Raw genomic sequence first — 24,201 nt, forward strand, 5'->3', positions numbered from 1 at the left:
CGCCCCGGAGGGACGGGCCTGTCGAAGAGCGGGGCTCAGAGAGCGGCGACCTGCTTCGCGATCGCCGACTTGCGGTTCGCGGCCTGGTTCGCGTGGATGACGCCCTTGCTCACGGCCTTGTCGAGCTTCTTCGACGCCGTCTTCAGCGCGGTCTCGGCGGCGGCCTTGTCGCCGGCGGCGATGGCCGTGCGGGTCTGACGCACGACCGTCTTCAGCTCGGTCTTGACGGCCTTGTTGCGCTCGCGCGCCTTCTCGTTGGTCTTGTTGCGCTTGATCTGCGACTTGATGTTTGCCACGGGGGAAACCTTCGTTCGAGTGATGGATGGTCTGCCGCTGACGAGAGAGGGCCGTCGCACGGCGGTCGTGAGGGACGAACCCACACGCAAGCCAATCACCGATTCTATCAGGTCTGCCCTGGAGTGCCGAACCTCCGCCCGCGCGCCGCCGCGTGGCGAGGCCGCGCAGGGTGCATCCTGTGCGGAGGATCGAAGGAGTCGTCCATGCCCGACACAGCACCATCCGCATTTTCCCCGCGCCCGACCTCGGCGCGACCACGGGCGGGAGCGCTCTGGCTGACCCTGTTCACCCTCGCCTGGCTGGCGATCTGGACGGTTCAGCTCACGCCGCTGCAGTTGCTGCTGCCCCTGCAGCTCGACGCGCAGAACTCGTCGGGCGAGTGGGTCTCCGGCGTCGTGTGGGCCGGGATCGTGCTGTCGGTCGGCGGATTGGCGGGCATCGTCGCCGGTCCCGCCGCGGGCGCCCTGTCGGACCGCACCCGCTCGCGCTGGGGTCGTCGGCGACCGTGGGCGATCGGCGGCTCGCTCGTGGCTGCAGCGGGACTGCTGCTCACGGGCATCGCGACGGGCCCTTGGGCGATCGGCGGCGCGTGGATCGTCGTGTCGATCGGCGTGGCGGCCGCGTCGGCGGCGCTCACGGCGATGATCGCCGATCAGCTCACCACCCAGCGCGGGGCGGCATCCGCGGCGGCCAGCTCGGCGCAGGCGGTGGGGATCGTCGTAGGGGTCGGGGCCGTGGTGCTGCTCGGGCTCGGCATCGTCGCCTCGTACGTGATGCTCGCCGCCTTCATCGTCGTCATCGGCGTGGGCACGGCGCTGCTGCTGCCCGATCCGCCCGCCGATCACCTTCCGGCGCGCGTCGACGTCTCCACGCGTCGGAGGCTGTCGTCGTTGCGAGACCGCGACTTCCTGTGGCTACTGATCGGCCGGCTCATCGTCAACATCGGCAACGCGCTCGGCACGTCGCTGCTGCTGTTCTTCCTGCTCTACGGCATCCGTGTCGCGGCGGAGGAGGCCGAGGACGACCTGCTGCTGCTCATCGTCATCTACACGGTGTTCGTGGTGATCGCCTCGATCGTCGTGGGGATGATCTCGGACCGCTGGGGGCATCGGCGCGTGCTCACTGTGCTCGCCGCACTCGTGCAAGCCGTATCGGGCCTGGTGATCCTCGTCAGCCAAGACCTCGGCACGACGTGCATCGCGGCGGCCGTGATGGGGGTCGGGTACGGCGCTTACATGGCCGTGAGCCTCGCGTTCGCCACCGACCTGCTGCGGGATCCCGATGACCACGCCCGCGACCTTGGACTCGTGAACGTGTCGGCGAATCTCGGTCAGCTGCTCGGCCCGCTCATCGGCGCGGGACTCGTGGTGCTGGTCGGAGGCTTCTGGCTGCTGTTCGCGATGGCCGCCGCACTGTCGGTCGCAGGCGCGCTCACGACCCTTGCGGTGCGGAATCCCGCGGTGTCGACTCCAGCGTCGCCAGAGCCAGCTCCAGAACCGCGTTGAACACCCGCGGGCGCATCGCCGTGACCAGATGCGACGTGCGCGGGGCGACGATGAGCTCGGCGTGAGGCACGAGCTCCTGGAAGGTGCGCTCGTGCACGCGCAGCTGGTCGTACTGTCCGTTGACGAACCAGGTGGGCATGCTCAGACGGCGCAGATCCTGCAGCAGATCGAGCACCGACAGGCTGCGCAGTGCCGCATCCTGTGCGGCGAAGGCGAATCCACCGGCGCCGAAGTCGTCGCGGGTCTCGGCGGAAAGGGTTGCCGAGAGCACCCGGTCGGTGACCCACAGGCCGCGATCGGGCAACGAGTTGAACGCGCCGGCCAGCAGACGGTACGCCGCGAGCCCGGCACCGCGGGGGAGCGCCGTGCACGAGGCGCCGATGAAACCGGCCAGCGGCGGGGCATCGTGCGCGCCGGCGTAGGCGACCGAGAGCAGGCCGCCCATCGAGTGCCCCACGAGCAGCACGTCGTCGCCCAAGGCGGATGCGGTGCGCACGGCGTCGTCGGTGGTGCGCATCGCCTCATCGAGGGTGAAGACCTCGTCCATGCGGGAGCCGTGCCCCGGGAGTTCGACGGCGGAGACCGGCGTGCCCCGCTCTTCGAGATAGGCGATCTGTGAGCGCCACATCGTCGCAGAGGTGCGGATGCCGTGCACGAGAACGACCCTCACCGCCATGCTCAGGATCCTACCGAGCGCGTCGACGCGGGAGCGTCGACCGGACGCGAAGAAGCGGGGCCGGTGGCGAACCACCGACCCCGCTTCTGCTCAGCGAGAGCGGACGGGATTACTTCTCCCAGCCCACGTTCTCCACCGGGGTGATGGCGTAGCCGTCGAGGCCCACGTAGGGCTCCGGCGTCAGGTTGGCGAGACCCTTCTTGGCCGTGACGATCCAGGGACCGTTGTAGATCGGGATGATGCCCCAGGTCTCCTTGATGATCTCGGGCTCGAGCTTCATCGACGCCTTGGTCCAGTCCTCGGCCGTCGTCTGCGACTCGACCTGGTCCTTGATCTTCTCGTCGATCTCGGCAGTACCGGTCGCCGACAGGTTGAGACCGCTGTCAGAGCAGTACAGCTGGCAGAACCATAGCGGGCCGAACGGGTCGGAGTCGGTGAACTGCAGTGACACGGTGTCCCAGTTCTTCGAGGTGAAGTCGTTCGAGAAGTCGGACGAGGACCGCTTGTCGATCTTGACCTCGATCCCGATCTCCTTCTCCTGCTGCTGCAGCGACTTGGCGAGGGCCTCGATCGTCGGGTCGTCGCTGAAGACGGGATACGTGACGGACAGCTTCACACCGTCCTTCTCGCGGATGCCATCGGATCCTTCGGTCCACCCGGCGTCGTCGAGCAGCTTCTTGGCCGCATCCACGTCGTGCTTCAGACCGGCCTCGGCGAACGAGTCGTTGTAGCCGTCCTGGAAGCCGTACAGGTTGAGCGAGCCGGCGGGCTCCTCTTCGTATCCGAGGCCGTTCCACGCGATCTGCTGCTGCTGCTCGCGGTTCACGCCCATGAAGAACGCCTGACGAACCTTGATGTCCTCGAACTGCGGCTTGTCCGCGTCGACGAGAAGCACCGTCTTGGACGTGCGCTGGGCGCGGTACGTCACGACGTCTTCCATGTCAGCGACCTGTGCGAGGCGATCCTTGTTGTTGGTCGGAGCCTCGTCGATCTCCCCGTTCTTGAACGCGTTGATCGATGCCGATGCGTCGAGACCGGTGAAGGTCACCTTGTCGAGCAGCGGCTTGTCGCCCCACCAGTTCTCGTTCGGGACGAAGCTGACGGTCTGACCGTTGGCGTCGAAGTTCTCGATCTTGTACGGCCCCGCGCCCCACTCGGGGTGCGGGTTGCTGATGAAGCCTTCGTTGAAGATCTCCGCCGTGTTGACGGCCGGGTGCATGATGCCTCCGAGGAACGGCATCTGCGGCCAGGCGAACTCGCCGTCGAACGTCACGATGACGTCCTTGTCGGTGTCGCCCTTGGTCACCGAGGTGATGGCCTTGTAGCCGTCGGTGGAGTTCGGCGCGTACGCCTCATCGGTGCCGTTGTTGGCCTTCCACGTGGTCTCGAACGCGGTCCAGTCGATCGGTGTGCCGTCGTTCCACACGGCGTCCGGGTTGACCTTGATGGTCACAACCGAGTTTCCGTCGACGACGTCGAGGTTCCAATCGGTGATATACGCCGGGTTCGGAGTGATCTCGCCCGACGGATCCATCAGGAACGGCTGGGGCGTGTACCACGAGGCCAGACGGGTCGTGTCGGCGCTGCCGTCGCTGTTGAACGGGTTCAACTGCGGCGGGATCTCGTTGATCTCGAAGTGGACCTCGCCGCCCTCCTTCAGGTTCTCGCGAGGCTGCGGGTTGTAATCCGCGGTCTTCGTCTCGACGGAGGAGTTTCCGTCATCGTTGCCTCCGTTGTTGCTACCCGACGCACAACCGCTGATGGCGAGTGCGAGGGCGCCGCTGAGGGCGACGACGCCCAACAGCTTGTGGTGCCTTTTCATGGTGCTCCTTCTTTGCCTTTCGGCTCTTTCAGGGGATGTGGGCAGGATAACCCGGGCCTACGGCGCGACTCGGGAATCCCACAGAACCGTTACGGTTCCGAACTATTCGGGAACGCGATCTCGCCCGCCTCGGTACGCGATGTCATCGCCAGTGGCATGCGTTGCCGTGTGCGTCCGTGCCGGTGAGGACGGGCTCCTCCGACTGGCAGCGGCTCTGCTGCTCGGGAGGCAGCGTCTTGTACAGCGGGCAGCGCGAGGTGAACGAACAACCGGACGCGCTCTCGGTCGGGCTTGGCAGGTCGCCCTGCAGCACGATCCGCTCGCGGGTGCGCTCGATGTCGGGGTCGGGAATCGGGATCGCCGAGAGCAGCGCCTGGGTATACGGGTGCTGCGGATCGTCGAACACCGCATCGACGTCCCCTCGTTCCACGAACTCGCCGAGATACATCACCGCGACGCGGTCGGCGATATGCCGTACGACCGAGAGGTCGTGGGCGACGAACAGGTATGACAGACCGAGCTTGACCTTCAGCTCGTCGAGCAGGTTGATCACGCCCGCCTGGATCGACACATCCAGCGCCGAGACAGGCTCATCGAGCACGACCACCTTCGGATTGGTCGCCAGCGCCCTCGCGATGCCAATGCGCTGCCGCTGTCCGCCCGAGAATGCCCCGGGGAAGCGATTGGCGTGGGCGGGGTCGAGCCCGACGAGGTCCATCAGCTCATCGACTCGTGCATCCGTCTCCTGGCGGCCCATCCCGATGGCCCGCAGCGGCTCGGCGATCACGTCGGTGACGGTCATGCGCGGATCCAGGGCGCCCATCGGATCCTGGAAGACGATCTGGATGTCGCGACGGAGTGCGCGCTCGGCGCGTGCGCCGTGCAGCTCGGACACCTTGGTGTCCGCGATGGTGATCTCGCCCTCGTCCTGCCGGACAAAGTCCATGATCTGCAGCAGCGTGGTGGTCTTGCCGCAGCCGGACTCGCCCACGATCGCCATCGTCTCGCCCTCGCGGATGTCGAAGGTGAGGCCCTTGACGGCGTGCACCTCTCCGATCTTGCGCTTCATGATCGCGCCCTTGAGCAGTGGGAAGCTCTTCCGCATGTTGTCCACCGCGAGCGTGACCGGACGCTGTTCGCGGGGAACGGACTCGAACGTGGCGTCGGGCAGTTCCGGAATGGGGAACACAGGAACGCCGCCGATGCGCCCGTCATCGTCGATCTCATCGGCGCGGATGCAGGCCACGCGGTGTTCGCCAGCGCCGCCGGTGGCGATGTCCCGCAGTGGCGGCTCGGAGGTGCGGCATGCGGCGACCGCGATGGGGCAGCGATCGGCGAACGGGCAGGCATCGGGCAGATTGACCAGCAACGGAGGATTGCCCTTGATCGGGATCAGGGGCTCCTTCTCGGCCTTGTCGATGCGGGGGATCGCGCCCAGCAGTCCGATCGAGTAGGGCATCCGCGTCTGGTGGAACAGCTCCCGCACGGGCGCCTGCTCGACGGGGCGGCCGGCATACATCACCAGCACGTCATCGGCCGTCTTAGCGACCACGCCCATGTCGTGGGTGATCATGATCACCGCCGCACCGGTCTCGCGCTGTGCTGTGCCGATGAGGTCGAGGATCTGCGCCTGGATCGTGACGTCGAGCGCGGTCGTCGGCTCGTCGGCGATGATGAGTTTGGGATTGTTCGCCATGGCGATCGCGATCACCACGCGCTGACGCATGCCGCCGGAGAACTCGTGCGGGAAGGACTTCAGGCGTCGTTCGGGGCTGGGGATGCCGACCAGACGCAGCAGTTCGACCGCGCGGGCCTCTGCGTTGGAGCGGGACATGCTCCGATGCACCGTGAGGGCTTCGACGAGCTGGTCCCCGATGGTGTACACCGGGGTGAGCGAGGTCAGCGGATCCTGGAAGATCATCGCGATCCCGTTGCCGCGCAGCGCGGACAACTGCTTGTCTGTCTTGCCGAGCAGTTCTTGCCCGTCGAACGAGATCGATCCGGTGACCTTGGCGTTGTCGTCGAGCAGGCCCATGATCGCGAGCGAAGTGACGGACTTGCCCGAACCGGATTCTCCGACGATACCGAGCGTGCGTCCGGGCTCCAGGTCGAAGGAGACGCCGCGGACGGCATCCACCCGCCCGGCTTCGGAGGCGAAACTGACGTGGAGGTCGCGGACGGAAAGCAGAGAAGCGGTCATGCACGGCCTCCCGCCGCCGAGGTGGGATCGAGGGCGTCGCGCAGGCCGTCGGCGACGAGGGCCATCGAAACCGTCAGTAGCGTCAGCGCGCCGGCGGGGAAATAGAACAGCCAGGGCGCGCTGCTGATGGAGTTCGCGCCGGTACCGATGAGCGAACCCAGGGACACGTCGGGGATCTTCACGCCGAAACCGATGAACGACAGGCCGGTCTCGGCCATCACGGCGCTGACAATGCCGAGCGTGAAGTTGATCACCAGCAGCGAGCCGATATTCGGCAGCAGGTGGCGCAACACGATCTTCATGCCGGGCACACCCATGTACCGGGCGGCGTCGATGTACTCCCGCTCGCGCAATGACAGAGCCATGGTCCAGATGATCCTGGCCGGCAGGAACCACCCGATGAAGATCATCACGAGGGAGATGACCCGCCAGTCCCCGCCCGCGCTGTTGGAGACGAGCGCGAGGATCAGGAAGGTCGGCACGACCATGAGGAAGTGAATGATCAGCAGAGTGGTGCGCTCGAACAACCCCCCGAAGTAGGCGGCGGCGGTACCGACGACCGCCGAGATGATCGTCGTTCCCACGGAGACGGTGACGGCGATCATAAGAGAGCGCTGCGTGCCGATCGCGACCTGGGCGAACAGGTCGTTGCCCGACGCTGTGGTGCCGAGCCAGTGATCTGCCGACGGCGGAGTGCCGAGGTTGAGGAAATCGAGGTAGATGTGGTCGTACTTGGCCACGAGCGGGCCGATGATTGCGAACAGCACGAGCGCAAGGAAAATGAACACACCGACGACGGCGGGCCGGTTGCGCACGAAGCGGCGGTAGTACAGCTCGAACGTCGACATCCGCTTGCGAGGGATGCGGGTGGCCGTCGTGTCTGGCCCGACCGGGGGCTGAATCGTATCGAAGGACATCTCAGCTCACTCTCACGCGCGGGTCGAGCACGACGACGACGATGTCGGCCAGGATGGCCCCGATCGCGGTCAGGACGGCGCCGACCGCCGCGACGGCGACGACTCCGTTCACATCGTTCTTCGTGATCGTGTCGATGAAGTACTTGCCCATGCCGTTCCAGCCGAAGATCGTCTCGGTGAGGATCGCTCCGGTGAAGACCGTCGGGATGGTGAAGGCCAACTGGGTGGCCACCGGGATGAGCGAGGTACGCAGGGCATGCTTGCGGATGGCCTGCGGCTTCGTCAGGCCTTTGGCGCGTGCGGTGCGCACGTAGTCGGCCTTGATGTTGTCAAGCAACAAGGAGCGCTGCAGGAAGTGGTATTGCGCGTAGCTGATGATGACCAGTGCGATGGTCGGCAGGGTCAGATGCTGCAGCTTGTCGACGATGAACCCGAAGAAGCCGTCGACGTCTTTGCCGCCCGCACCGGTCACGTAGAACACCCGGGCGCCGACGAGGTCGTTGAAGGCGATCGCCAGCAGCACGATGCCGAGGGCGGCGACCACGATATTGATGTTCATCGTGATGATCGATGTGGCCTGGCCGATGCGGTCGCCGAGCTTGTACTGACGGGATGCGGTGTACACGCCGAGGGCGATGCCGAGAACCGCCGCGATGACCGTGGCCCCGAGCACCAGTTCGGCTGACACCCAGATGCGGTAGGCGATCTGGTCGTTGACGGACTGGCCGACCGGGCTCACGCCCCAGTTCCAGTGCAAGACGATGTCGGTGAACCAGTTCCACCAGCGCTGGATCAGCGGAACGGTCTCGCTGAGGTTGCGCGGCTCGAGAACTCGAGTGATCTCTTCCGGTGAGAGCGGAGGGCGACGTCCGACGTAGTTGTTGCGCGGGTCGAGGAATGCCCACGCCAGGAAGTACGTGATGTTGGTCGCCACCACGATCATGAGCAGCCAGCCGAGGAACCGGCGGATCAGGTACTTGATCAAGATGGTGTTCTTTCTCTTTCGCAGACGCGCGCGGGATCTCCGACGCAACGCTGGGTCGGATGCCATTCAAGCATCATCCGACCGGAGAGCGAAGCAGGACGCAGCCCCGTCGGATGAGACGGAGCGTTGCCGCAGGTGGAACCCGGTGCCGGGTCCGAGCGACCCGGGGAGACTATCACCGGGGGTATCGTGATGCGGATTAGGCTGGCCTTCCTTCCCTGCTCGGAAGGGCGATCGGACGGGGCGGGCAGGTCGTTGCCCGGGCACTCGCGTAGACTCGTCCGGACCCCTCCGGATCCTTACGTGACCGGTCCGCGATCCACATCCGACAGGCCCATCGACCCGCATGTCACCACGCGCCCACACCCCGCTCCAGCCGGCCGCGACGCCCCCGGCGCAGATCCGCAACTTCTGCATCATCGCGCACATCGACCACGGCAAGTCGACCCTGGCCGACCGCATGCTGCAGATCACCGGGGTCGTCGCCGAGCGCGACATGCGCGCGCAGTACCTCGACCGCATGGACATCGAGCGCGAGCGCGGCATCACCATCAAGAGCCAGGCCGTGCGGATGCCGTGGGAGCGGGACGGGCAGAGCTTCGCGCTCAACATGATCGACACGCCGGGGCACGTCGATTTCACCTACGAGGTCTCGCGTTCGCTCGCGGCCTGCGAGGGAGCGATCCTGCTCGTCGACGCGGCGCAGGGGATCGAGGCGCAGACCCTCGCCAACCTGTACCTGGCGCTGGAGAACGATCTGCACATCATCCCGGTGCTGAACAAGATCGACCTGCCCGCGGCAGATCCCGACCGCTTCGCGAAGGAGCTCGCCGACCTCATCGGCGGCGACCCGGATGACGTGCTGCGGGTGTCGGGGAAGACCGGTGCCGGCGTCGAGGACCTGCTCGACCGCCTCGTCACCGAGGTCCCCGCGCCGACCGGCGACGCCGACGCGCCCGCGCGAGCGATGATCTTCGATTCCGTCTACGACTCGTACCGCGGCGTGGTCACGTACGTGCGCATGGTCGACGGACGGCTGGCGCCGCGCGAACGCATCCAGATGATGTCGACGGGGGCGACGCACGAACTGCTCGAGATCGGCGTCTCCAGCCCCGAACCCACCCCCTCGAAGGGCCTCGGCGTCGGCGAGGTCGGCTACCTCATCACCGGCGTGAAGGATGTGCGTCAGTCGAAGGTGGGCGACACCGTCACCACGGCGCGTAAGCCCGCGACCCAGGCGCTGGCCGGCTACACCGACCCCAAGCCGATGGTGTTCTCCGGCATCTACCCGATCGACGGCAGCGATTACGCCGAGCTGCGCGAGGCGCTCGACAAGCTCAAGCTCTCCGACGCGTCGCTGCAGTACGAGCCCGAGACGTCGGTGGCGCTCGGCTTCGGCTTCCGCTGCGGTTTCCTCGGCCTGCTGCACCTGGAGATCATCACCGAGCGCCTCTCGCGCGAGTTCGGGCTCGACCTCATCACCACGGCACCCAGCGTGATCTACGAGGTGACCACCGACACCGGCGAGAAGGTGACGGTCACCAACCCGAGCGAGTACCCCGACGGGCGGGTCGCCTCGGTGGCCGAGCCCATGGTCAAGACCGCGATCCTGCTGCCCAAGGACTACGTCGGCACCGTGATGGAGCTGTGCCAGTCGCGCCGCGGGTCGCTTCTGGGAATGGAGTACTTCTCGGAGGAGCGCGTCGAGCTGCGCTACAACATGCCGCTCGGCGAGATCGTCTTCGACTTCTTCGATCAGCTGAAATCCAAGACCCAGGGCTACGCGTCGCTCGACTACGAGCCCTCCGGCGAGCAGGAAGCCGACCTCGTCAAGGTCGACATCCTGCTGCAGGGCGACAAGGTCGATGCGTTCAGCTCGATCGTCCACCGCGACAAGGCCTACGCCTACGGCACGATGATGGCCGAGCGGCTGCGCAAGCTCATCCCTCGCCAGCAGTTCGAGGTGCCCATCCAGGCGGCGATCGGCGCGCGGATCATCGCCCGCGAGACCATCCGCGCCATGCGCAAGGACGTGCTCGCCAAGTGCTACGGCGGCGACATCAGCCGCAAGCGCAAGCTGCTCGAGAAGCAGAAGGAGGGCAAGAAGCGCATGAAGATGGTCGGCCGGGTCGAGGTCCCCCAGGAGGCGTTCATCGCTGCGCTGTCGGGTGATGTCGAGGGCAAGGACAAGAAGTAGGGATCGCGCCGGTGGAGTGCCTCCACAGGTACGGCAAGTAGGGTGAAGATCATGCGCCGCGGAACATTCCGAGAAGGCACGGTGGACTATGCCGCCGTCGGAGCCACGCACGCCCCCGACCTCATGCAGTACCCGCCCGAGCGCAGCATTCCCGCTGAGGAGTCGTGGCGGATCGGCAGCGGCGAGGAGCGGTTCCGCACGGCGGGCGATGCCCTGCTGTCGTGGACCGCGCAGCGCGCGGCCGGACTCTCGCTCGAAGACCTCCGCCCGGCATCCGGCCCGAGCTACGCCGGCGTGAGCTTCGATGCCGAGGGTGCCCCGATCGCGCCGAGCAAGAACGAGGTAGAGCAGCGCTTCGATGCGAGCGGCACGCCGTTCGCCGGCCCCGGCATGACCCTGAAGCTGCGCGGTCGCGTCGACGGGATGAGCGCCGATGCCGAGCTGCGCGTGATCTCGGTGACCGAAGAACCCCGCTGCATCGGCTTCGTGCTGGGCACCATGGGCGGATCGGTCGTGAGCGGCGAGGAGTCGTTCCAGATCGACTGGCACGAGGACAGCGATGAGGTGTGGTTCACCGTGCGCGCGTTCGACGCGCCGGTCGCCTTCGTCTACCGCACGATCCCCGCCCTGGTGCGCCGTCGCCGCAAGACGCTGTTCGCCCGCTACCTGCGCGCGATCTCCCCGCTGTACGCGACGCCGGTCTGATGGCGATCCGCTGATGGGCGGGCCTCTGCCGGACGGGGATCCCGCGCCATCCGACGGTGCACTGCCCGCCGATCTTCCCATCGATCCGGAGGCGCCGTTCTCGGCGTATCTGCACGTGCCGTTCTGCCGGGTGCGCTGCGGATACTGCGACTTCAACACGTACACGGCCACCGAGTTGCGGGGGGCGCGGCAGGATGCGTATGCCGACACGCTGCTCGAGGAGGTGGCGCTGAGCCGCACGGTGCTGGCCGAGGCGGATGCGCTCCGACCGCTCGACACGGTGTTCTTCGGCGGAGGAACGCCCACGCTGCTGCCGGCGGGAGACCTCGGCCGGATGCTGCACGGCGTCGTCGACGCGTTCGGCATCCGCCCCGGAGCGGAGGTCACGGTCGAGGCGAACCCCGACACCGTGACACCGGCCGTCGTCACCGAGCTCGCCGCATCCGGGGTGACCCGCATGTCGATCGGCATGCAGTCGGCCGTGCCGCATGTGCTGGCAGCGCTGGACCGGACGCACCGTCCGGAGAACGTGCGCACGGCCGTCGCGGCGGCGCGCGAGGCGGGGCTCGACGTCAGCCTCGATCTCATCTACGGCGCCCCCGGCGAGTCGCTGGCGGACTGGGAGCGCTCGCTCGGTGCCGCGCTCGAGCTGGACCCCGACCACATCTCGGCCTATGCGCTCATCATCGAGGACGGCACCAAGCTCGCCCGTCAGATCCGCCGCGGCGAGGTGCCCGCACCCGACGACGACCTGCAGGCCGACATGTACGAGCTCGCCGATGCGCGGCTCGCCGCTGCCGGGTTCTCCTGGTACGAGGTGAGCAACTGGGCCCGCACTCCCGAGCAGCGCTCGGCGCACAACCGCGCGTACTGGCGCGGCGCGGACTGGTGGGGCTTCGGCCCCGGTGCGCACAGCCACATCGCGGGGCTGCGCTGGTGGAACGTGAAGCATCCCGCCGCCTACGCCCAGCGGCTTGACCGGCGTCTCTCACCGGCCGCAGCGCGAGAGCGCCCGGATGCGGATGCGCGTGATCTGGAACGCATCCTGCTGCGCTCACGCATGGCCGAGGGGCTTCCCGTCGACCTGCTGCGCCCCTCCGTGCGCCCGCGAGTGGCGGGGCTCATCGCCGACGGTCTCGTCGACGGGGCGGCCGCGGTGTCGGGTGCGCTCGTGCTGACGCTGCGCGGGCGACTGCTCGCCGACGCGGTCGTGCGCGCGCTGACCGACTGAGAGCGCGCCGGCCAGGCCGCGCGGCGCTCAGGAAGCACGCGCTAGAATTGGCACTCCCGCAGGACGAGTGCCAATGAGGAGGCGAGATGGTCAGCGAACGGGGCCTTCAGGTGCTCCGAGCGATCGTGGAGGACTACGTCTCCACGAACGAGCCGGTCGGCAGCAAGTCGATCGTCGATCGTCATGCCTTCGGTGTGTCGGCCGCGACGATCCGCAACGACATGGCCCAGCTCGAAGACGAAGAGCTGATCGCCGCACCGCATACGTCCTCCGGCCGCGTGCCCACCGACAAGGGCTACCGCGTCTTCGTGGATCACCTCGCGCGACTCCGCCCGCTCTCCACGGCGCAGCGCAGCGCGATCACGACCCTGTTGTCGGAACCGACAGACCTCGACGACGTCATGGCCCGCACAGTCCGCGTGCTCACCCGTCTCACCGGTCAGGTCGCGCTCGCGCAGTACCCCTCGTTCTCGCGCGCGAGCGTGACGCACGTCGAACTCGTGATGCTCGCGCCCAACCGGCTCCTCATCGTACTGGTGACCGACGGCGGAGGCGTGTCGCAGCGCATCGTCGGCCTGCCGTCAGACATCGATGAGCTCGACCTCTCGACCCTGCGCGCACGTCTGTCGGTACAACTGACCGGACGATCCGTGCGGCACGGACTCGAGGGCATCGGCGCGTTCGTCGATGCGCCCGAAGGATCGGCCATGTCGGGAGTGCAAGGGGCGATATCGCGGGCCATCGCCGAGGAACTGGAGGAGTTCCGTCAGGACAAGCTCGTGATGGCGGGGGCGGCCACGCTCGCGCGACGCGAGCAGGACTTTCGCGGCAGCATCCACCCGTTGCTGGAGGCCATCGAGGAGCAGGTCACGCTGTTGAGGCTCATGACGCAGATGCAGGCGGATGCGCAGGGCTTGGCGACCAGCATCGGCGCCGAGAACGAACCCTTCGGATTGACCGAGGCATCGATCGTGGCCAGTGACTACGTGGCCTCCGGGGGTACGGCGCGCCTGGGCGTGATGGGGCCGACCCGCATGGACTACCCGAGCAACCTCGCTGCCGCGCGGGCCGTGGCCCGCTATCTGTCGCAGTTGCTCGACGACGACGAATCGGCTCGCTGAGCGGGCCGGGAAGGTGAAAGTGGCTGATCACTACGAGGTGCTCGGGGTGTCGCGAGACGCCAGCGAGGACGAGATCAAGAAGGCCTATCGGCGCCTGGCGCGCCAGCTTCATCCGGATGTGAATCCCAGTGAAGACGCGGCCGAGCAGTTCAAGCTCGTGACCCACGCGTACGACGTGCTCAGTGACGCCGACTCGCGCCGTCGCTACGACATGGGCGGCGACGAGGGCGCCGGCGGATTCGGCGGATTCGGCGGGTTCGGCGACATCTTCGAGACATTCTTCGGCGCGGGCGGAGGCGGCCGGGCGGCTCGTCCGCGTTCACGCCGGGAGCGGGGTCAGGATGCGCTCGTGCGCGTGACCCTCGACCTCGGCGAGGTCGTGTTCGGCGTGCACCGCGAGATCGAGGTCGACACGGCGGTGCTGTGCGAGACGTGCCAGGGCTCGTGCTGTCAGGAGGGCACGGCCCCGGTCACCTGCGACATCTGTCAGGGCACCGGTCACGTGCGTCAGCAGGTGCGCAGCCTGCTCGGCAACGTCGTCACCTCGGCGCCGTGCGGATCGTGCGAGGGGTACGGCACGACCATCCCGTATCCGTGCGCCACGTGCAACGGGCAGGGCCGAGTGCGCTCGCGCCGAACCGTGGGGCTCGACATCCCGGCCGGCGTGGAGACCGGGCTGCGTCTGCAGCTGCCCGGCTCCGGCGAGGTGGGGCGCGCGGGGGGCCCGAACGGCGACCTGTACATCGAGGTCACCGTCGCCCCGCACGCCACGTTCAGTCGCGAGGGCGACGACCTGCTCGCCACGTTGGAAGTGGCCATGACCGACGCCATCCTCGGCACGACGACCACGATCGACGGCCTCGACGGGCCGGTCGACCTCGAGGTGCGCCCCGGCGTACAGGCCGGCGACGTGCTCACGATCAGAGGCCGCGGCATCACTCCGCTGCGCGGATCGCAGCGGGGCGACCTGCGCGTGGGAGTGCAGGTGCTCACGCCCACGCGTCTGGACGGCAAGGACCGCGCGCTCGTCGAGGATCTCGCCAAGCGGCTGAAGGCGCCGTCGCCGAAGCTGTCGGAGTTCCACCAGGGCATGTTCTCGAAGCTGCGCGACAAGTTCCGGAACGGCTGATCCGGCCATGGCCCTGCACTTCCTCACCCCGGATGCGGCGACCGCCGAGGTCGGCGGGCTCGTCGCGCTCACCGGTGCCGAGGCCAGGCATGCCGCCGTCGTGCGGCGCCTGCGCACGGGCGAGCGGATCACGCTCGGAGACGGTCGCGGCATCTGGCTGGAGGGCGCCGCCGAATCCGTGGCCCCCGATCTGGTCGAGGTGCGCGTCGATGAGCGTCGCGAGGTCTCGGAGCCTGCGCCGCGCATCCTGCTCGCCCAGGCGCTGGCCAAGGGGGATCGCGACGAGCTCGCGGTGCAGGCGGCGTGCGAGCTGGGCGTCGACGCTGTCGTGCCGTGGCAGGCCGCACGCAGCGTCGTGCGCTGGGAGGGCAAGAAGGCGGCCAAGGGCCGCGAACGCTGGGCGAGCATCGTCCGCGAGGCCGCCAAGCAGGCGCACCGGGCCTGGGTGCCCGAGGTCGCCGAGGCGGAGACGACCGGCCAGCTGGCCCGACGTGCGGCCGAGGCGAGGATGCTCATCCTCGATCCGACCGCCGAGACCCGACTCAGCGCCATCGACGCGGATGAGCGCGACATCGTGCTCGTCGTCGGCCCGGAGGGCGGCATCACGCCGGACGAGCTGGATCGGCTCTCTCAGGCCGGAGCGGAGCGCGTTCGACTGGGCGACACGGTGCTGCGCACCTCCACGGCCGGCCCCGCAGCCATCGCGGTCCTCTCCGCCGCGCTACGCCGTTGGTGAGCGCTGTCGGCGCGCTGCCTGCGGGGAAGATGCGCGGATAGACTGGGCGCATGGCCGAACCCTCGATCTTCACGCGCATCCTCCAGGGCGAGATCCCGGGTGAGATCCTGCTCGAGACCGACCGCGTCTTCGCGATCCGCGACATCGATCCGCAGGCGCCGCTGCACGCGCTCGTCATCCCCAAGACCGAGCGGTACCGCGACGTCACCGAACTCGCGGCGGGTGATCCGGGCCTGCTGGCAGAGGTCGTCGCGGCGGCCAAGACCCTCGCCGACGAGCACGCGAACGGGGAGTACCGGCTCATCTTCAACAACGGCGCGAGCGCCGCGCAGTCCGTCTTCCACGTGCACGCCCATGTGCTCGGCAACATCGAGGAGAACAAGCTCGTTGGCTTCTGACGAATCCGCCCCCGAGGCCACGACGGCTCGCATCGAGGTCGACGGCGTCGCGATGGTCCAGTTGCTGGGTCCGCAGGACCGGCTGCTGCGCATGCTCGAGAAGCAGCATCCAAGCGTGGATGTGCTCGTACGAGGCAACGAGATCACCCTCACCGGGGCTGCCGGCGATGTGCGCGCCGCGGCCGCCCTCGTCGACGAGCTCGTCGCGATGACCCGCGCCGGGCACGCTCTCGGCCCCGCGGACGTCGTGCAGTCGGCGCGCATCCTCGATCACGACGGCCCGCGGCCCAGCGAGGTGCTGGGCGAGGCGATCCTCTCCACCCGTGGCCGGGTCATCCGCCCCAAGACCCTCGGGCAGAAGGCGTACGTCGACGCGATCGAGGAGAACACGATCGTCTTCGGCATCGGACCCGCCGGCACCGGCAAGACCTACCTCGCGATGGCCAAGGCCGTGCAGGCCCTCCAGCGCAAAGAGGTCGAGCGGATCATCCTCACCAGGCCCGCCGTGGAGGCGGGGGAGCGCCTGGGTTTTCTTCCCGGAACCCTCACCGACAAGATCGATCCGTACCTTCGTCCGCTGTACGACGCGCTCAACGAGATGATGGACCCCGAGATCGTGCCCCGGCTGATGGCGTCGGGAACCATCGAGGTCGCGCCCCTGGCGTACATGCGCGGGCGTACGCTCAACGACTCGTTCGTCGTGCTCGATGAGGCGCAGAACACCACGCCCGAGCAGATGAAGATGTTCCTCACCCGGCTCGGCTTCGGCACGAAGATGGTCGTCACGGGCGACATCACTCAAATGGATCTGCCGCAGGGCGCATCCGGGCTGCGGGTCGTCACGCGCGTGCTCGACGACATCGACGACATCCACTTCGCCCGGCTCACGAGCGACGACGTCGTGCGGCACACCCTCGTGGGCCGCATCGTCGACGCGTACAGCGAGTACGACGAGAAGCGCACGGCGGCGCGGGCCGAGCGCGAGGAGGCGGCGGAGTTCGCCAATCGCGCCGAGCGGCGCGCGGGCATGCGGCCGGGGCCGCGCGATCGGATGCCGAGACGAGGACGCTCATGATCGAGATCAACAACGAATCGGCCATCGACGTCGACGAGCAGGTGCTGCTGAGGCTCACCGCGCACAACCTCGCACAGCTCAACGTGAGCCCCGACGCCGAGGTCGCGATCGTGCTCGTCGACGAGGGCGCGATGGAGTCTCTGCACGTGCAGTGGATGGATGAGCCTGGTCCGACCGATGTGCTGAGCTTCCCGATGGACGAGCTGCGGCCGGGAACGGTCGACCGCCCGACTCCGCCCGGACTCCTCGGCGACATCGTGCTGTGCCCGCAGGTGGCTGAGACGCAGGCCGCGGCCGCCGGGCACGCCCTCATCGACGAACTCGTGCTGCTCACCACGCACGGGCTGCTGCACCTGCTCGGGTTCGACCACGCCGAGCCCGACGAGGAGCGCGAGATGTTCGGGCTGCAGCGCGAGCTCATCCTGGCCTTCGCCGACTCCGAGCGCCGCAGAGCTCGATGACGCCGATCCTGCTCCTGGCCGCAGCCGTGCTGCTGGTCGCCTTCGCGGGGCTCGCCGCCGCGATCGACGCCGCGCTGTCGGTGACGTCGCGATCGGATCTCGCGGAGATGGGCTCGGAGGGGCGCAACGGCGAGGCGCTGACGAAGATCTCCGAGGATCCCGACCCGCACGCGAACGCGGTGGCGTTCATCCGCGTGTTCGCCGAGGTGGCCGCCGCGGTGCTCGTGACGGTCGCCTTCGTGCTGCTCATCGACCAGATCTGGTGGGCGATGCTCGCCGCTGCCCTGCTGATGACGGCGATCACCTTCGTGCTCGTGGGTTCGAGCCCGCGATCGTTCGGCCGCCAGCACGCCGGCGCCATGCTGCGGGTGTGCGCTCCGGTGGTGCGAGGGCTGCGGGTGATCATGGGGCCGCTGGCGCAGGGCCTGGTCGTGCTCGGCAGCCGCGTCACCCCCGGCACCGGACGCAGCGGCTTCGCGTCCGAGGAGCAGCTGCTCAGCATGCTCGACGAGGCGGCCTCGAACGACCTCATCGAGGAGGACGACCGCGATCTCATCCACTCGGTGTTCGACTTCACCGATCAGTTCGTGCGTGCCGTGATGGTGCCGCGCACCGACATGGTGTCGGTCGGCGCGGAGGCCACCAGCACCGAGGCGATGACGCTCTTCCTCGACAAAGGCGTCTCGCGCATCCCCGTCGTGGACGACGAGGCCGATGACGTCATCGGGGTGCTGTACCTCAAAGACCTCGTGCAGTTCGCCTTCGGCTCGGAGGAGGACTGGAAGGACGCCTCGGTCCGCACGATCGCGCGGCCCGCGGTGTTCGTGCCCGAATCGATGCGCGCCGAGACGCTGCTGCAGCAGATGAAGCGCGACGCCGTGCACGTGTGCCTCGTCGTCGACGAGCACGGCGGTATCTCGGGCCTGGTCACGATGGAGGATCTCATCGAAGAGCTGGTGGGCGAAATCGCCGACGAGTACGACCAGCAGACCGCCGAAGTGGTCGAGGTGTCGACGGGACGCTACCGCGTCAGCGCCCGGCTGGGGCTCGAAGACATCGGGGAGCTGTTCGGGCTCGACCTCGACGACGACGATGTCGACTCCATCGGCGGGTTGCTCGGTAAGGAACTCGGCAGCGTCCCCCGGCAAGGCTCCACCGTGACGACGCACGGTCTGGTGCTCACCGGCGGCGCCTCACGCGGCCGCGGACGAGGACTCGCGACGGTCTTCGTGGAGCGCGCGCAGCAGCCGGCCGACGACGACGAGCGAGGAGCAGACGATGAGCGTTGAGCAGGAAAAGGCTGCGGAACAGGCACAGGGTTCGGAACAGGCACAGGGTTCTGAACAGGCACAGGGCCGCAGCGGGTTCGTGACCTTCGTCGGCAGACCCAACGTGGGCAAGTCGACGCTGACGAACGCGCTCGTCGGCGAGAAGATCGCCATCACGAGCGCCAAGCCGCAGACGACGCGGCGCGCGATCCGCGGCATCGTCAACCGGCCGGACGGGCAGCTTGTGATCGTGGACACCCCCGGTATCCATCGCCCCAGGACGCTGCTGGGGGAGCGGCTCAACGACCTCGTCGAGCAGGTGCTCGGCGACGTCGACGTCATCGGCTTCTGCGTGCCGGCGACCGAGAAGGTGGGGCCGGGAGATCGCCGCATCGCCGCATCGCTAGATGGATATCCCCGCGCGAAGAAGGTGGCGATCGTGACGAAGGTCGACGCCGCCGAGCGCGACGAGATCACCGAACGGCTCATCGAGGTCGACGCGCTCCGCGAGGACTGGGCCGCGGTGATCCCGCTGTCGGCGCTCACTCGCCTGCAGCTCGACGTGCTCTCGGACGAGCTCATCGCCTTGATGCCCCAAGGCCCGGCGCTCTATCCCGACGACATCGTCACCGATGAGTCGGTCGATGACCGCATCGCCGAGATCATCCGGGAGGCGGCGCTGGAGGGCGTGCGCGACGAGCTGCCCCACTCGATCGCGGTGGTGGTCGACGACATCGCTCAGCGCGAGGACTCGGATCTCACCGACATCCATGCGAGCATCGTGGTGGAGCGCGACAGCCAGAAGGCGATCATCATCGGCCGGAAGGGCGCGCGCCTGCGCGACGTCGGCGCCGCCGCACGCGCGCAGATCGAACCGCTGGTGGGCACGCGCGTGTTCCTCGGCTTGCACGTACGCGTCGCCAAGGAGTGGCAGCGCGATCCGAAGCAGCTCGGAAGATTGGGGTTCTGATGACGGACATTCAGACGGAGTCGCACACGACCTCGCGCCGCTGGGTGGCGCCCGCGCCGGGCGCGCCGGACACATGGGTCCGGGAGGAGCACACGGCCCCCGAGCCGCAGGTGGGAGAGATCCGCGTCCTCGTGCGGGCGGCGGGTGTGAACCCCGCCGATGCCAAGCACGTGCTGCGGGAGCGGCCAGGCACCACGTTCCCCGTGCCGATCGGCTACGAGATCTCGGGCGAGGTGACCGCGGTCGGCCCCGAGACCTCGATCGGCTCAGGCCCCGTCTCCGTCGGAGACGACGTGCTGGCCTTCCGGATCCAGGGCGGCTACGCCGACGAGGTGACGATCCCCGCAGAGAAGGCCTTCCACAAGCCTGACAATCTCAGCCACCCCGAAGCCGCCAATCTGCTGCTGGCGGGCACGACCGCCGCCGAGATGCTGCATGTCGTGGCGGCGACGTCGGGCGAGACGATCCTGTTGCACGCGGCGTCCGGAGCCGTCGGGGTCATCGTGCTCCAGCTCGCGGCGCGCGCGGGCATCCGCGTGATCGGCACGACCGGATCGGCGGGCTCGGCACGCGTGCGTCAGTTCGGCGGGATCCCGGTCGCATACGGTCCGGGGCTCGCCGACCGGGTGCGCGAACTCGCGGATGGCGCACAGATCTCCGCGGCGCTCGACGCGGCCGGCACGGCGGAGGCGACGGAGGTCTCGCTCGAGCTCGTGCGCGACCGAGACCGGATCGTCACGATCGTCGATCCGTCGGCGGCGCAGGAGCACGGCTTCCGTGCGATCGCCGGCTCCAAGCCCGACAGCGCGGCATTCCGCGACGAGGCCCGCCCGATGCTCGTCGATCTCGCGGCGGCCGGCGATCTCATCGTTCCCGTGGCGCAGACGTTCCCCCTCGCCGAGGCCCCGGAGGCGCTCGCCCTCCTCGCGCAGGGCCATCCCGGCGGAAAGCTCGCGCTCATTCCCTGAGGACGGGTGCGCGCAACGATCTCACCGACCGCCGGAGAACCCGCCTCCGCCGCCTCCGCCGGAGAACCCGCCGCCGAACGATCCGCTCGACGACGATGACGAGGAGGTCGCCACCGGCGTCGCGTGCAGCGTGCCGCCCATGTCCGTCAGCGACGACCCGAACGACCCGAGGGCGTAGCCGGTGTACCAGCTCGGCGCGGTGTGCTGCTGTTCGTACTGCAGGTCGAGGACGTCGCCCCATTCCCGCTCCATGCCGAACAGCATGGCGTAGGGCAGAAGCTTCTCGTACAGCACCACGGTGTCGACGCCGCCGTCATGCTGGCGCTCGGCGCCGGAGTACGACTGCAGCATGCGGAGGCGGTCGGCCTCGGCGACGCGGATGAACTCCTTGACGCCCTCGAGATGCTCTGCGCGCTCGGCGCCCGCCGGGGTGAGCAGCGACTGGCGACGCGACAGCACGGCGGTGAGGATGAGGCTCAGGAGGAGGACGATGCACGAGATCACGAACGCGGCGATCGAGGACTCCCGACCGACGATCATCCCGGGGATGGCGAACCCGATGGCCGCCAGGGCGAGCGCGACGCCGACCATGCCCGCGCCGACGGCGAGGCGGGAACGCGCCTTGCGGATCAGACCGCGTTCGATGCCCGCCTGCTCCGCCGTTGTCGTGATGCCCTGCAGCCGGGTGACGACGTTGTTGTCGGCGATGCCGAGATCGAGCCGTTCACCCGGGTTCTGCACCGGGAACAGTGCCTTCAGGGCATAGGCATCGAGCGGCTCGACGGCGGCCGAGGGGTCGTCGAGCACGAGCACGGGCTTGCGCGTCCCATCCTGGATCTGCAGAGCGCCGTGCACGCCGAGATGCACGATCTCCGCGGGAACCGCCGCGCCACGCGCGCGCACAAGGTGCGCGGCGAGGGACGGGGGAAGGTCGGCGGGAACCTCGTACTGCGCCACGACGATTCCCCGGCCTTGTGCCGCAGCCTTGCGCCGCTGCATGCCGCGCGCCGTGAAGCCGAGGGCAGGCACGAGCGCGAGGGCGCCCGCGCCGAGACCGAAGGGGAGCAGGTCGGTCGACGGATCGGCCACCGCCGCTGGCGAGGGCGTGACGGTTCCCGGCGCGAACGCGAACGCCACGGAGACGCCTTCGCCGGCTGCCAGATCGTGGGCCTGCACTCGGTATCCGTGCTCTGCGGACTCCGTATCGGGCGTGAGCTCGCACGAATCGGTGGAGCCGTAGCGTCCCTGATAGCAGCTCATCGCCCCCGTCGCAGCGCGTACGAGCGCGTCGTCGAAGACGATCCGCGCCGAGAACTCGTCGATCGGCTGCGTGCTGTCCAGCGGCAGCAGGTCCCAGTAGAACTCGTCGACATCGGCATCGTCCGGCCGGTGCATGACATCGCGCATCGTGTACTCGATCACATACGTCGTCGGACCGTGCTTGTACGTGTCGTCGTCGATCGACAGGTACAGCACGTCGTCGTCCGAATCCTCCTCGTACGGCACGTCGGCGCCGTTCTCGTCACGGATCGAGAGCACATCCGTCCACAGCGGTGCGCCGAAGTAGCGTTCGGCGAGCCCGCGCACGATGCCGCGGTTCTGGTCGATCTCCGGAAAGTGCGCGACGACGGTCTCGGTCACGTGCAGGCTGGCGCGCCCCTCGTCGTTGAGACCGAGTTCGTACAGGGCATCCCAGGAGTCGTACGAGAAGTCGTCGACTCCGGCGTTCGCCGCAGGGGCGAGGATCAGCGGCGCGGCGATCAGCGTCGACGCGCCGAGGGCGGACAGGAGTGCGTTGCGCAGACGAGCCGACATGACAGCCAGGCTAGCCGAGGGGCGTCAGCGAGTCGTGGGCGCTCCCTGTGCGCCGCGTGCTCAGCGCAACGCGTGCTCGTCGATGAAGGTGCGAAGCGCCGCCTCGTCGTCCTCGAGCTCCGTGACGCGCTGCGGCGCGTCGAGCATGTCGCGAAGCGCGGGGGAGAGCTCGACCTCGAGACCGATCGCCTCCAGGATCGTCTCGGCGAACTTCTGCGGCTTGGCTGTCTCGAGCACGAGCATCGGCACGCCCGCCTCGACGTGGTCGCGCGCGACCCGCACGCCGTCGGCGGTGTGCGGGTCGATGATCTCTCCGGATGCCTCGTGCACCGCGCGGATGGTGGCGAGCCGATCGGCGTGGGTGCTCGTGCCGCTCACGATCCCGAACTCGTCCGCGAAGCGCGGCTGCTCGGCCGAAAGGTCGAAGGCACCCGTCGCGTCGAGCTCGGCCCACAGCGCGCGCAGGCGCTCGGGATCCTGACCGACGAGGTCGTAGATGAAGCGCTCGAGGTTGGAGGCCTTCGAGATGTCCATCGACGGGCTCGAGGTCGCATGGGTCTGTGCGGCGCTGCGGGGCCGGTACACGCCGGTGCGGAAGAACTCGTCGAGCACATTGTTCTCGTTCGTCGCCAGGACGAGCCGACGGATGGGCAGCCCCATGGCGCGGGCATAGTGGCCTGAGAGGATGTTGCCGAAATTGCCGGTGGGCACCGAGAACGAGACCTCGAAGCCGGCACGCTCGTCGGAAGCCACCGCGTCGCTCGCCCGCAGCCAGGCCCAGAAGTAGTACACGCTCTGCGCGGTGATGCGGGCGAGGTTGATCGAGTTGACGGCGCCCAGACTGTGCTCCGCCTTGAACGCGAGGTCGCCCGCGAGCTGTTTGACCAGGTTCTGGCAGTCGTCGAACACTCCGGCGACGGCGATGTTGTGCACGTTGTCGTCCTGCAGTGAGAACATCTGCGCGCGCTGGAACGGGCTCATCCTGCCCTGCGGCGACAGCATGAACACGGACACGCGATCTTTGCCGCGCAGCGCGTGCTCGGCGGCCGATCCGGTGTCGCCCGAGGTCGCTCCCAGCACGTTGAGCACGCCGCCGGTCTTCTCCAGCGCGTACTCCAGGGCCTGGCCGAGGAACTGCATCGCCATGTCCTTGAAGGCCAGCGTCGGCCCCTCGGACAGTCCCACGAGGGTGAGATCACCGTCGACCGGGCGCAGCGGCACCAGCGTGGGGAAAAGGTCGCTCGTGTACGCGGCGGTGCAGAGCCGCGCGAGATCGTCTGCGGGGATGTCTGTCGCGAACAGCCCGAGCACGGCGGCGGCCAGGGCGGGATAGTCCAGGGCGCGCCAGCTCTCGAGCGTCTCCGCCTCGACGCGGGGGAGCTCCTGCGGCACGGCGAGGCCGCCGTCGTCGGCGAGGCCCCGCAGCAGCGTCTCGCTGTACGTGCGCGACGTGCCGCCGCCGCGGGTCGAGATGTACTGCACGGATGCTCCTGAGGTGCTCGTCGGTGGGAGGATGCGACGCGCGTTGCCGGGCGTGCACTTCGATTCTGCCAGGAACCCGGCGGGATCGCGGACGCCCTCCGGTGTGCGCAGACTGCACAGAACACAGCCACCAGGTGCGTGCGGGACCGGGCAGGGTGCTAGCATGGCCGCATGCACGCAGGCGTTCTGCTTCTTCTTAGCCGCCGCGGCGAGTCCCAGATCTAGGGCCCACCTCGTCGCGGT

Annotated in this window: 21 protein-coding genes; 13 read left to right on the plus strand and 8 right to left on the minus strand. The window is 68.3% G+C overall.

Annotated elements, in window-relative coordinates; genetic code table 11:
* Positions 1–35: 35 nt before the first annotated feature.
* Positions 36–296 carry a 30S ribosomal protein S20 gene (rpsT, locus tag BKA02_RS11950; protein ID WP_179434327.1) on the minus strand — a complete coding sequence of 87 codons (261 nt, stop codon included), beginning with the start codon at positions 294–296 and terminating at the stop codon, positions 36–38.
* A gap of 204 nt (positions 297–500) precedes the next feature.
* On the opposite strand from rpsT, the gene BKA02_RS11955 reads away from it, so the two are divergent.
* Positions 501–1,802: an MFS transporter gene (locus BKA02_RS11955; RefSeq protein ID WP_179434329.1), complete on the plus strand. Its 1,302-nt coding sequence runs from the start codon at positions 501–503 to the stop codon at positions 1,800–1,802.
* Here the strand turns inward: BKA02_RS11955 and BKA02_RS11960 are convergent.
* The 5 genes from BKA02_RS11960 to BKA02_RS11980 all read right to left on the minus strand — a co-directional run bounded on the left by BKA02_RS11960 (position 1,729) and on the right by BKA02_RS11980 (position 8,402).
* Positions 1,729–2,478, minus strand: a complete 750-nt coding sequence (locus BKA02_RS11960; RefSeq protein WP_179434331.1) for an alpha/beta fold hydrolase — start codon at positions 2,476–2,478, stop codon at positions 1,729–1,731. The two genes, BKA02_RS11955 and BKA02_RS11960, sit on opposite strands and share 74 nt — an antisense overlap.
* Positions 2,479–2,587: 109 nt before the next feature.
* A complete protein-coding gene (locus BKA02_RS11965; RefSeq protein ID WP_179434333.1) occupies positions 2,588–4,300 on the minus strand; it encodes an ABC transporter family substrate-binding protein in 1,713 nt (570 codons plus the stop codon).
* Positions 4,301–4,442: 142 nt separating this feature from the next.
* A complete protein-coding gene (locus tag BKA02_RS11970) occupies positions 4,443–6,500 on the minus strand; it encodes an ABC transporter ATP-binding protein (protein WP_179434335.1) in 2,058 nt (685 codons plus the stop codon).
* Positions 6,497–7,417 (minus strand): ABC transporter permease, encoded by a 921-nt coding sequence (locus tag BKA02_RS11975; RefSeq protein WP_179434337.1) that lies wholly within the window; start codon positions 7,415–7,417, stop codon positions 6,497–6,499. Before BKA02_RS11975 ends, BKA02_RS11970 begins: the two co-directional genes overlap by 4 nt.
* Position 7,418: 1 nt before the next feature.
* Positions 7,419–8,402: an ABC transporter permease gene (locus BKA02_RS11980; protein ID WP_179434339.1), complete on the minus strand. Its 984-nt coding sequence runs from the start codon at positions 8,400–8,402 to the stop codon at positions 7,419–7,421.
* A 346-nt stretch (positions 8,403–8,748) separates the two neighbouring features.
* Here BKA02_RS11980 and lepA point away from each other — a divergent pair, with 346 nt between their 5' ends.
* The 12 genes from lepA to BKA02_RS12040 all read left to right on the plus strand — a co-directional run bounded on the left by lepA (position 8,749) and on the right by BKA02_RS12040 (position 20,661).
* Positions 8,749–10,599: a translation elongation factor 4 gene (gene lepA / locus BKA02_RS11985; RefSeq protein WP_179434341.1), complete on the plus strand. Its 1,851-nt coding sequence runs from the start codon at positions 8,749–8,751 to the stop codon at positions 10,597–10,599.
* A 51-nt stretch (positions 10,600–10,650) separates the two neighbouring features.
* Complete coding sequence (locus BKA02_RS11990) at positions 10,651–11,304, plus strand: DUF1990 domain-containing protein (protein ID WP_179434343.1); 654 nt, start codon at positions 10,651–10,653, stop codon at positions 11,302–11,304.
* Between the two features lie 13 nt (positions 11,305–11,317).
* Positions 11,318–12,535, plus strand: coding sequence for a radical SAM family heme chaperone HemW (gene hemW / locus BKA02_RS11995; RefSeq protein WP_179434345.1), 1,218 nt, complete (start codon positions 11,318–11,320; stop codon positions 12,533–12,535).
* Positions 12,536–12,621: 86 nt separating this feature from the next.
* Positions 12,622–13,656 carry a heat-inducible transcriptional repressor HrcA gene (hrcA, locus tag BKA02_RS12000; RefSeq protein ID WP_179434347.1) on the plus strand — a complete coding sequence of 345 codons (1,035 nt, stop codon included), beginning with the start codon at positions 12,622–12,624 and terminating at the stop codon, positions 13,654–13,656.
* A 19-nt stretch (positions 13,657–13,675) separates the two neighbouring features.
* Positions 13,676–14,785 (plus strand): molecular chaperone DnaJ, encoded by a 1,110-nt coding sequence (dnaJ, locus tag BKA02_RS12005; RefSeq protein WP_179434349.1) that lies wholly within the window; start codon positions 13,676–13,678, stop codon positions 14,783–14,785.
* Between the two features lie 7 nt (positions 14,786–14,792).
* Positions 14,793–15,521 (plus strand): 16S rRNA (uracil(1498)-N(3))-methyltransferase, encoded by a 729-nt coding sequence (locus tag BKA02_RS12010; protein WP_179434351.1) that lies wholly within the window; start codon positions 14,793–14,795, stop codon positions 15,519–15,521.
* A 50-nt stretch (positions 15,522–15,571) separates the two neighbouring features.
* Complete coding sequence (locus tag BKA02_RS12015; RefSeq protein ID WP_179434353.1) at positions 15,572–15,919, plus strand: HIT domain-containing protein; 348 nt, start codon at positions 15,572–15,574, stop codon at positions 15,917–15,919.
* A 52-nt stretch (positions 15,920–15,971) separates the two neighbouring features.
* A complete protein-coding gene (locus BKA02_RS12020; protein ID WP_246286350.1) occupies positions 15,972–16,994 on the plus strand; it encodes a PhoH family protein in 1,023 nt (340 codons plus the stop codon).
* Complete coding sequence (ybeY, locus tag BKA02_RS12025) at positions 16,991–17,455, plus strand: rRNA maturation RNase YbeY (protein ID WP_179434357.1); 465 nt, start codon at positions 16,991–16,993, stop codon at positions 17,453–17,455. The genes BKA02_RS12020 and ybeY overlap by 4 nt, the downstream gene beginning before the upstream one ends.
* The gene (locus tag BKA02_RS12030; RefSeq protein WP_179434359.1) at positions 17,452–18,744 is read left to right on the plus strand and encodes a hemolysin family protein; all 1,293 of its coding nucleotides are present in this window, start codon (positions 17,452–17,454) and stop codon (positions 18,742–18,744) included. Before ybeY ends, BKA02_RS12030 begins: the two co-directional genes overlap by 4 nt.
* On the plus strand, positions 18,734–19,693 hold the full coding sequence (gene era, locus BKA02_RS12035) for a GTPase Era (RefSeq protein WP_179434361.1): 960 nt from the start codon (positions 18,734–18,736) through the stop codon (positions 19,691–19,693). Before BKA02_RS12030 ends, era begins: the two co-directional genes overlap by 11 nt.
* The gene (locus BKA02_RS12040) at positions 19,693–20,661 is read left to right on the plus strand and encodes an NADP-dependent oxidoreductase (RefSeq protein WP_179434363.1); all 969 of its coding nucleotides are present in this window, start codon (positions 19,693–19,695) and stop codon (positions 20,659–20,661) included. Before era ends, BKA02_RS12040 begins: the two co-directional genes overlap by 1 nt.
* Positions 20,662–20,682: 21 nt before the next feature.
* On the opposite strand, the gene BKA02_RS12045 is transcribed toward BKA02_RS12040, so the two are convergent.
* The gene (locus BKA02_RS12045; RefSeq protein ID WP_179434365.1) at positions 20,683–22,476 is read right to left on the minus strand and encodes a DUF2207 domain-containing protein; all 1,794 of its coding nucleotides are present in this window, start codon (positions 22,474–22,476) and stop codon (positions 20,683–20,685) included.
* A 60-nt stretch (positions 22,477–22,536) separates the two neighbouring features.
* Positions 22,537–23,958 (minus strand): threonine synthase, encoded by a 1,422-nt coding sequence (gene thrC / locus BKA02_RS12050; protein ID WP_179434367.1) that lies wholly within the window; start codon positions 23,956–23,958, stop codon positions 22,537–22,539.
* Positions 23,959–24,201 lie beyond the last annotated feature (243 nt).

It is taken from the genome of Microbacterium pseudoresistens, from assembly GCF_013409745.1.
In the GTDB taxonomy this organism is placed as follows: Bacteria; Actinomycetota; Actinomycetes; order Actinomycetales; family Microbacteriaceae; genus Microbacterium; species Microbacterium pseudoresistens.

Coding starts and splice junctions, on each gene's coding strand:
- BKA02_RS11990 (WP_179434343.1), top strand. CDS start 10,651: ATGCGCCGCGGAACATTCCGAGAAGGCACGGTGGACTATGCCGCCGTC.
- BKA02_RS11975 (WP_179434337.1), bottom strand. CDS start 7,417: ATGTCCTTCGATACGATTCAGCCCCCGGTCGGGCCAGACACGACGGCC.
- BKA02_RS11970 (WP_179434335.1), bottom strand. CDS start 6,500: ATGACCGCTTCTCTGCTTTCCGTCCGCGACCTCCACGTCAGTTTCGCC.
- BKA02_RS12040 (WP_179434363.1), top strand. CDS start 19,693: ATGACGGACATTCAGACGGAGTCGCACACGACCTCGCGCCGCTGGGTG.
- lepA (WP_179434341.1), top strand. CDS start 8,749: ATGTCACCACGCGCCCACACCCCGCTCCAGCCGGCCGCGACGCCCCCG.
- BKA02_RS12030 (WP_179434359.1), top strand. CDS start 17,452: ATGACGCCGATCCTGCTCCTGGCCGCAGCCGTGCTGCTGGTCGCCTTC.
- BKA02_RS12020 (WP_246286350.1), top strand. CDS start 15,972: ATGGTCCAGTTGCTGGGTCCGCAGGACCGGCTGCTGCGCATGCTCGAG.
- BKA02_RS11965 (WP_179434333.1), bottom strand. CDS start 4,300: ATGAAAAGGCACCACAAGCTGTTGGGCGTCGTCGCCCTCAGCGGCGCC.
- BKA02_RS12015 (WP_179434353.1), top strand. CDS start 15,572: ATGGCCGAACCCTCGATCTTCACGCGCATCCTCCAGGGCGAGATCCCG.
- BKA02_RS12045 (WP_179434365.1), bottom strand. CDS start 22,476: ATGTCGGCTCGTCTGCGCAACGCACTCCTGTCCGCCCTCGGCGCGTCG.
- BKA02_RS11960 (WP_179434331.1), bottom strand. CDS start 2,478: ATGGCGGTGAGGGTCGTTCTCGTGCACGGCATCCGCACCTCTGCGACG.
- BKA02_RS12010 (WP_179434351.1), top strand. CDS start 14,793: ATGGCCCTGCACTTCCTCACCCCGGATGCGGCGACCGCCGAGGTCGGC.
- era (WP_179434361.1), top strand. CDS start 18,734: ATGAGCGTTGAGCAGGAAAAGGCTGCGGAACAGGCACAGGGTTCGGAA.
- hemW (WP_179434345.1), top strand. CDS start 11,318: ATGGGCGGGCCTCTGCCGGACGGGGATCCCGCGCCATCCGACGGTGCA.
- ybeY (WP_179434357.1), top strand. CDS start 16,991: ATGATCGAGATCAACAACGAATCGGCCATCGACGTCGACGAGCAGGTG.
- BKA02_RS11955 (WP_179434329.1), top strand. CDS start 501: ATGCCCGACACAGCACCATCCGCATTTTCCCCGCGCCCGACCTCGGCG.
- hrcA (WP_179434347.1), top strand. CDS start 12,622: ATGGTCAGCGAACGGGGCCTTCAGGTGCTCCGAGCGATCGTGGAGGAC.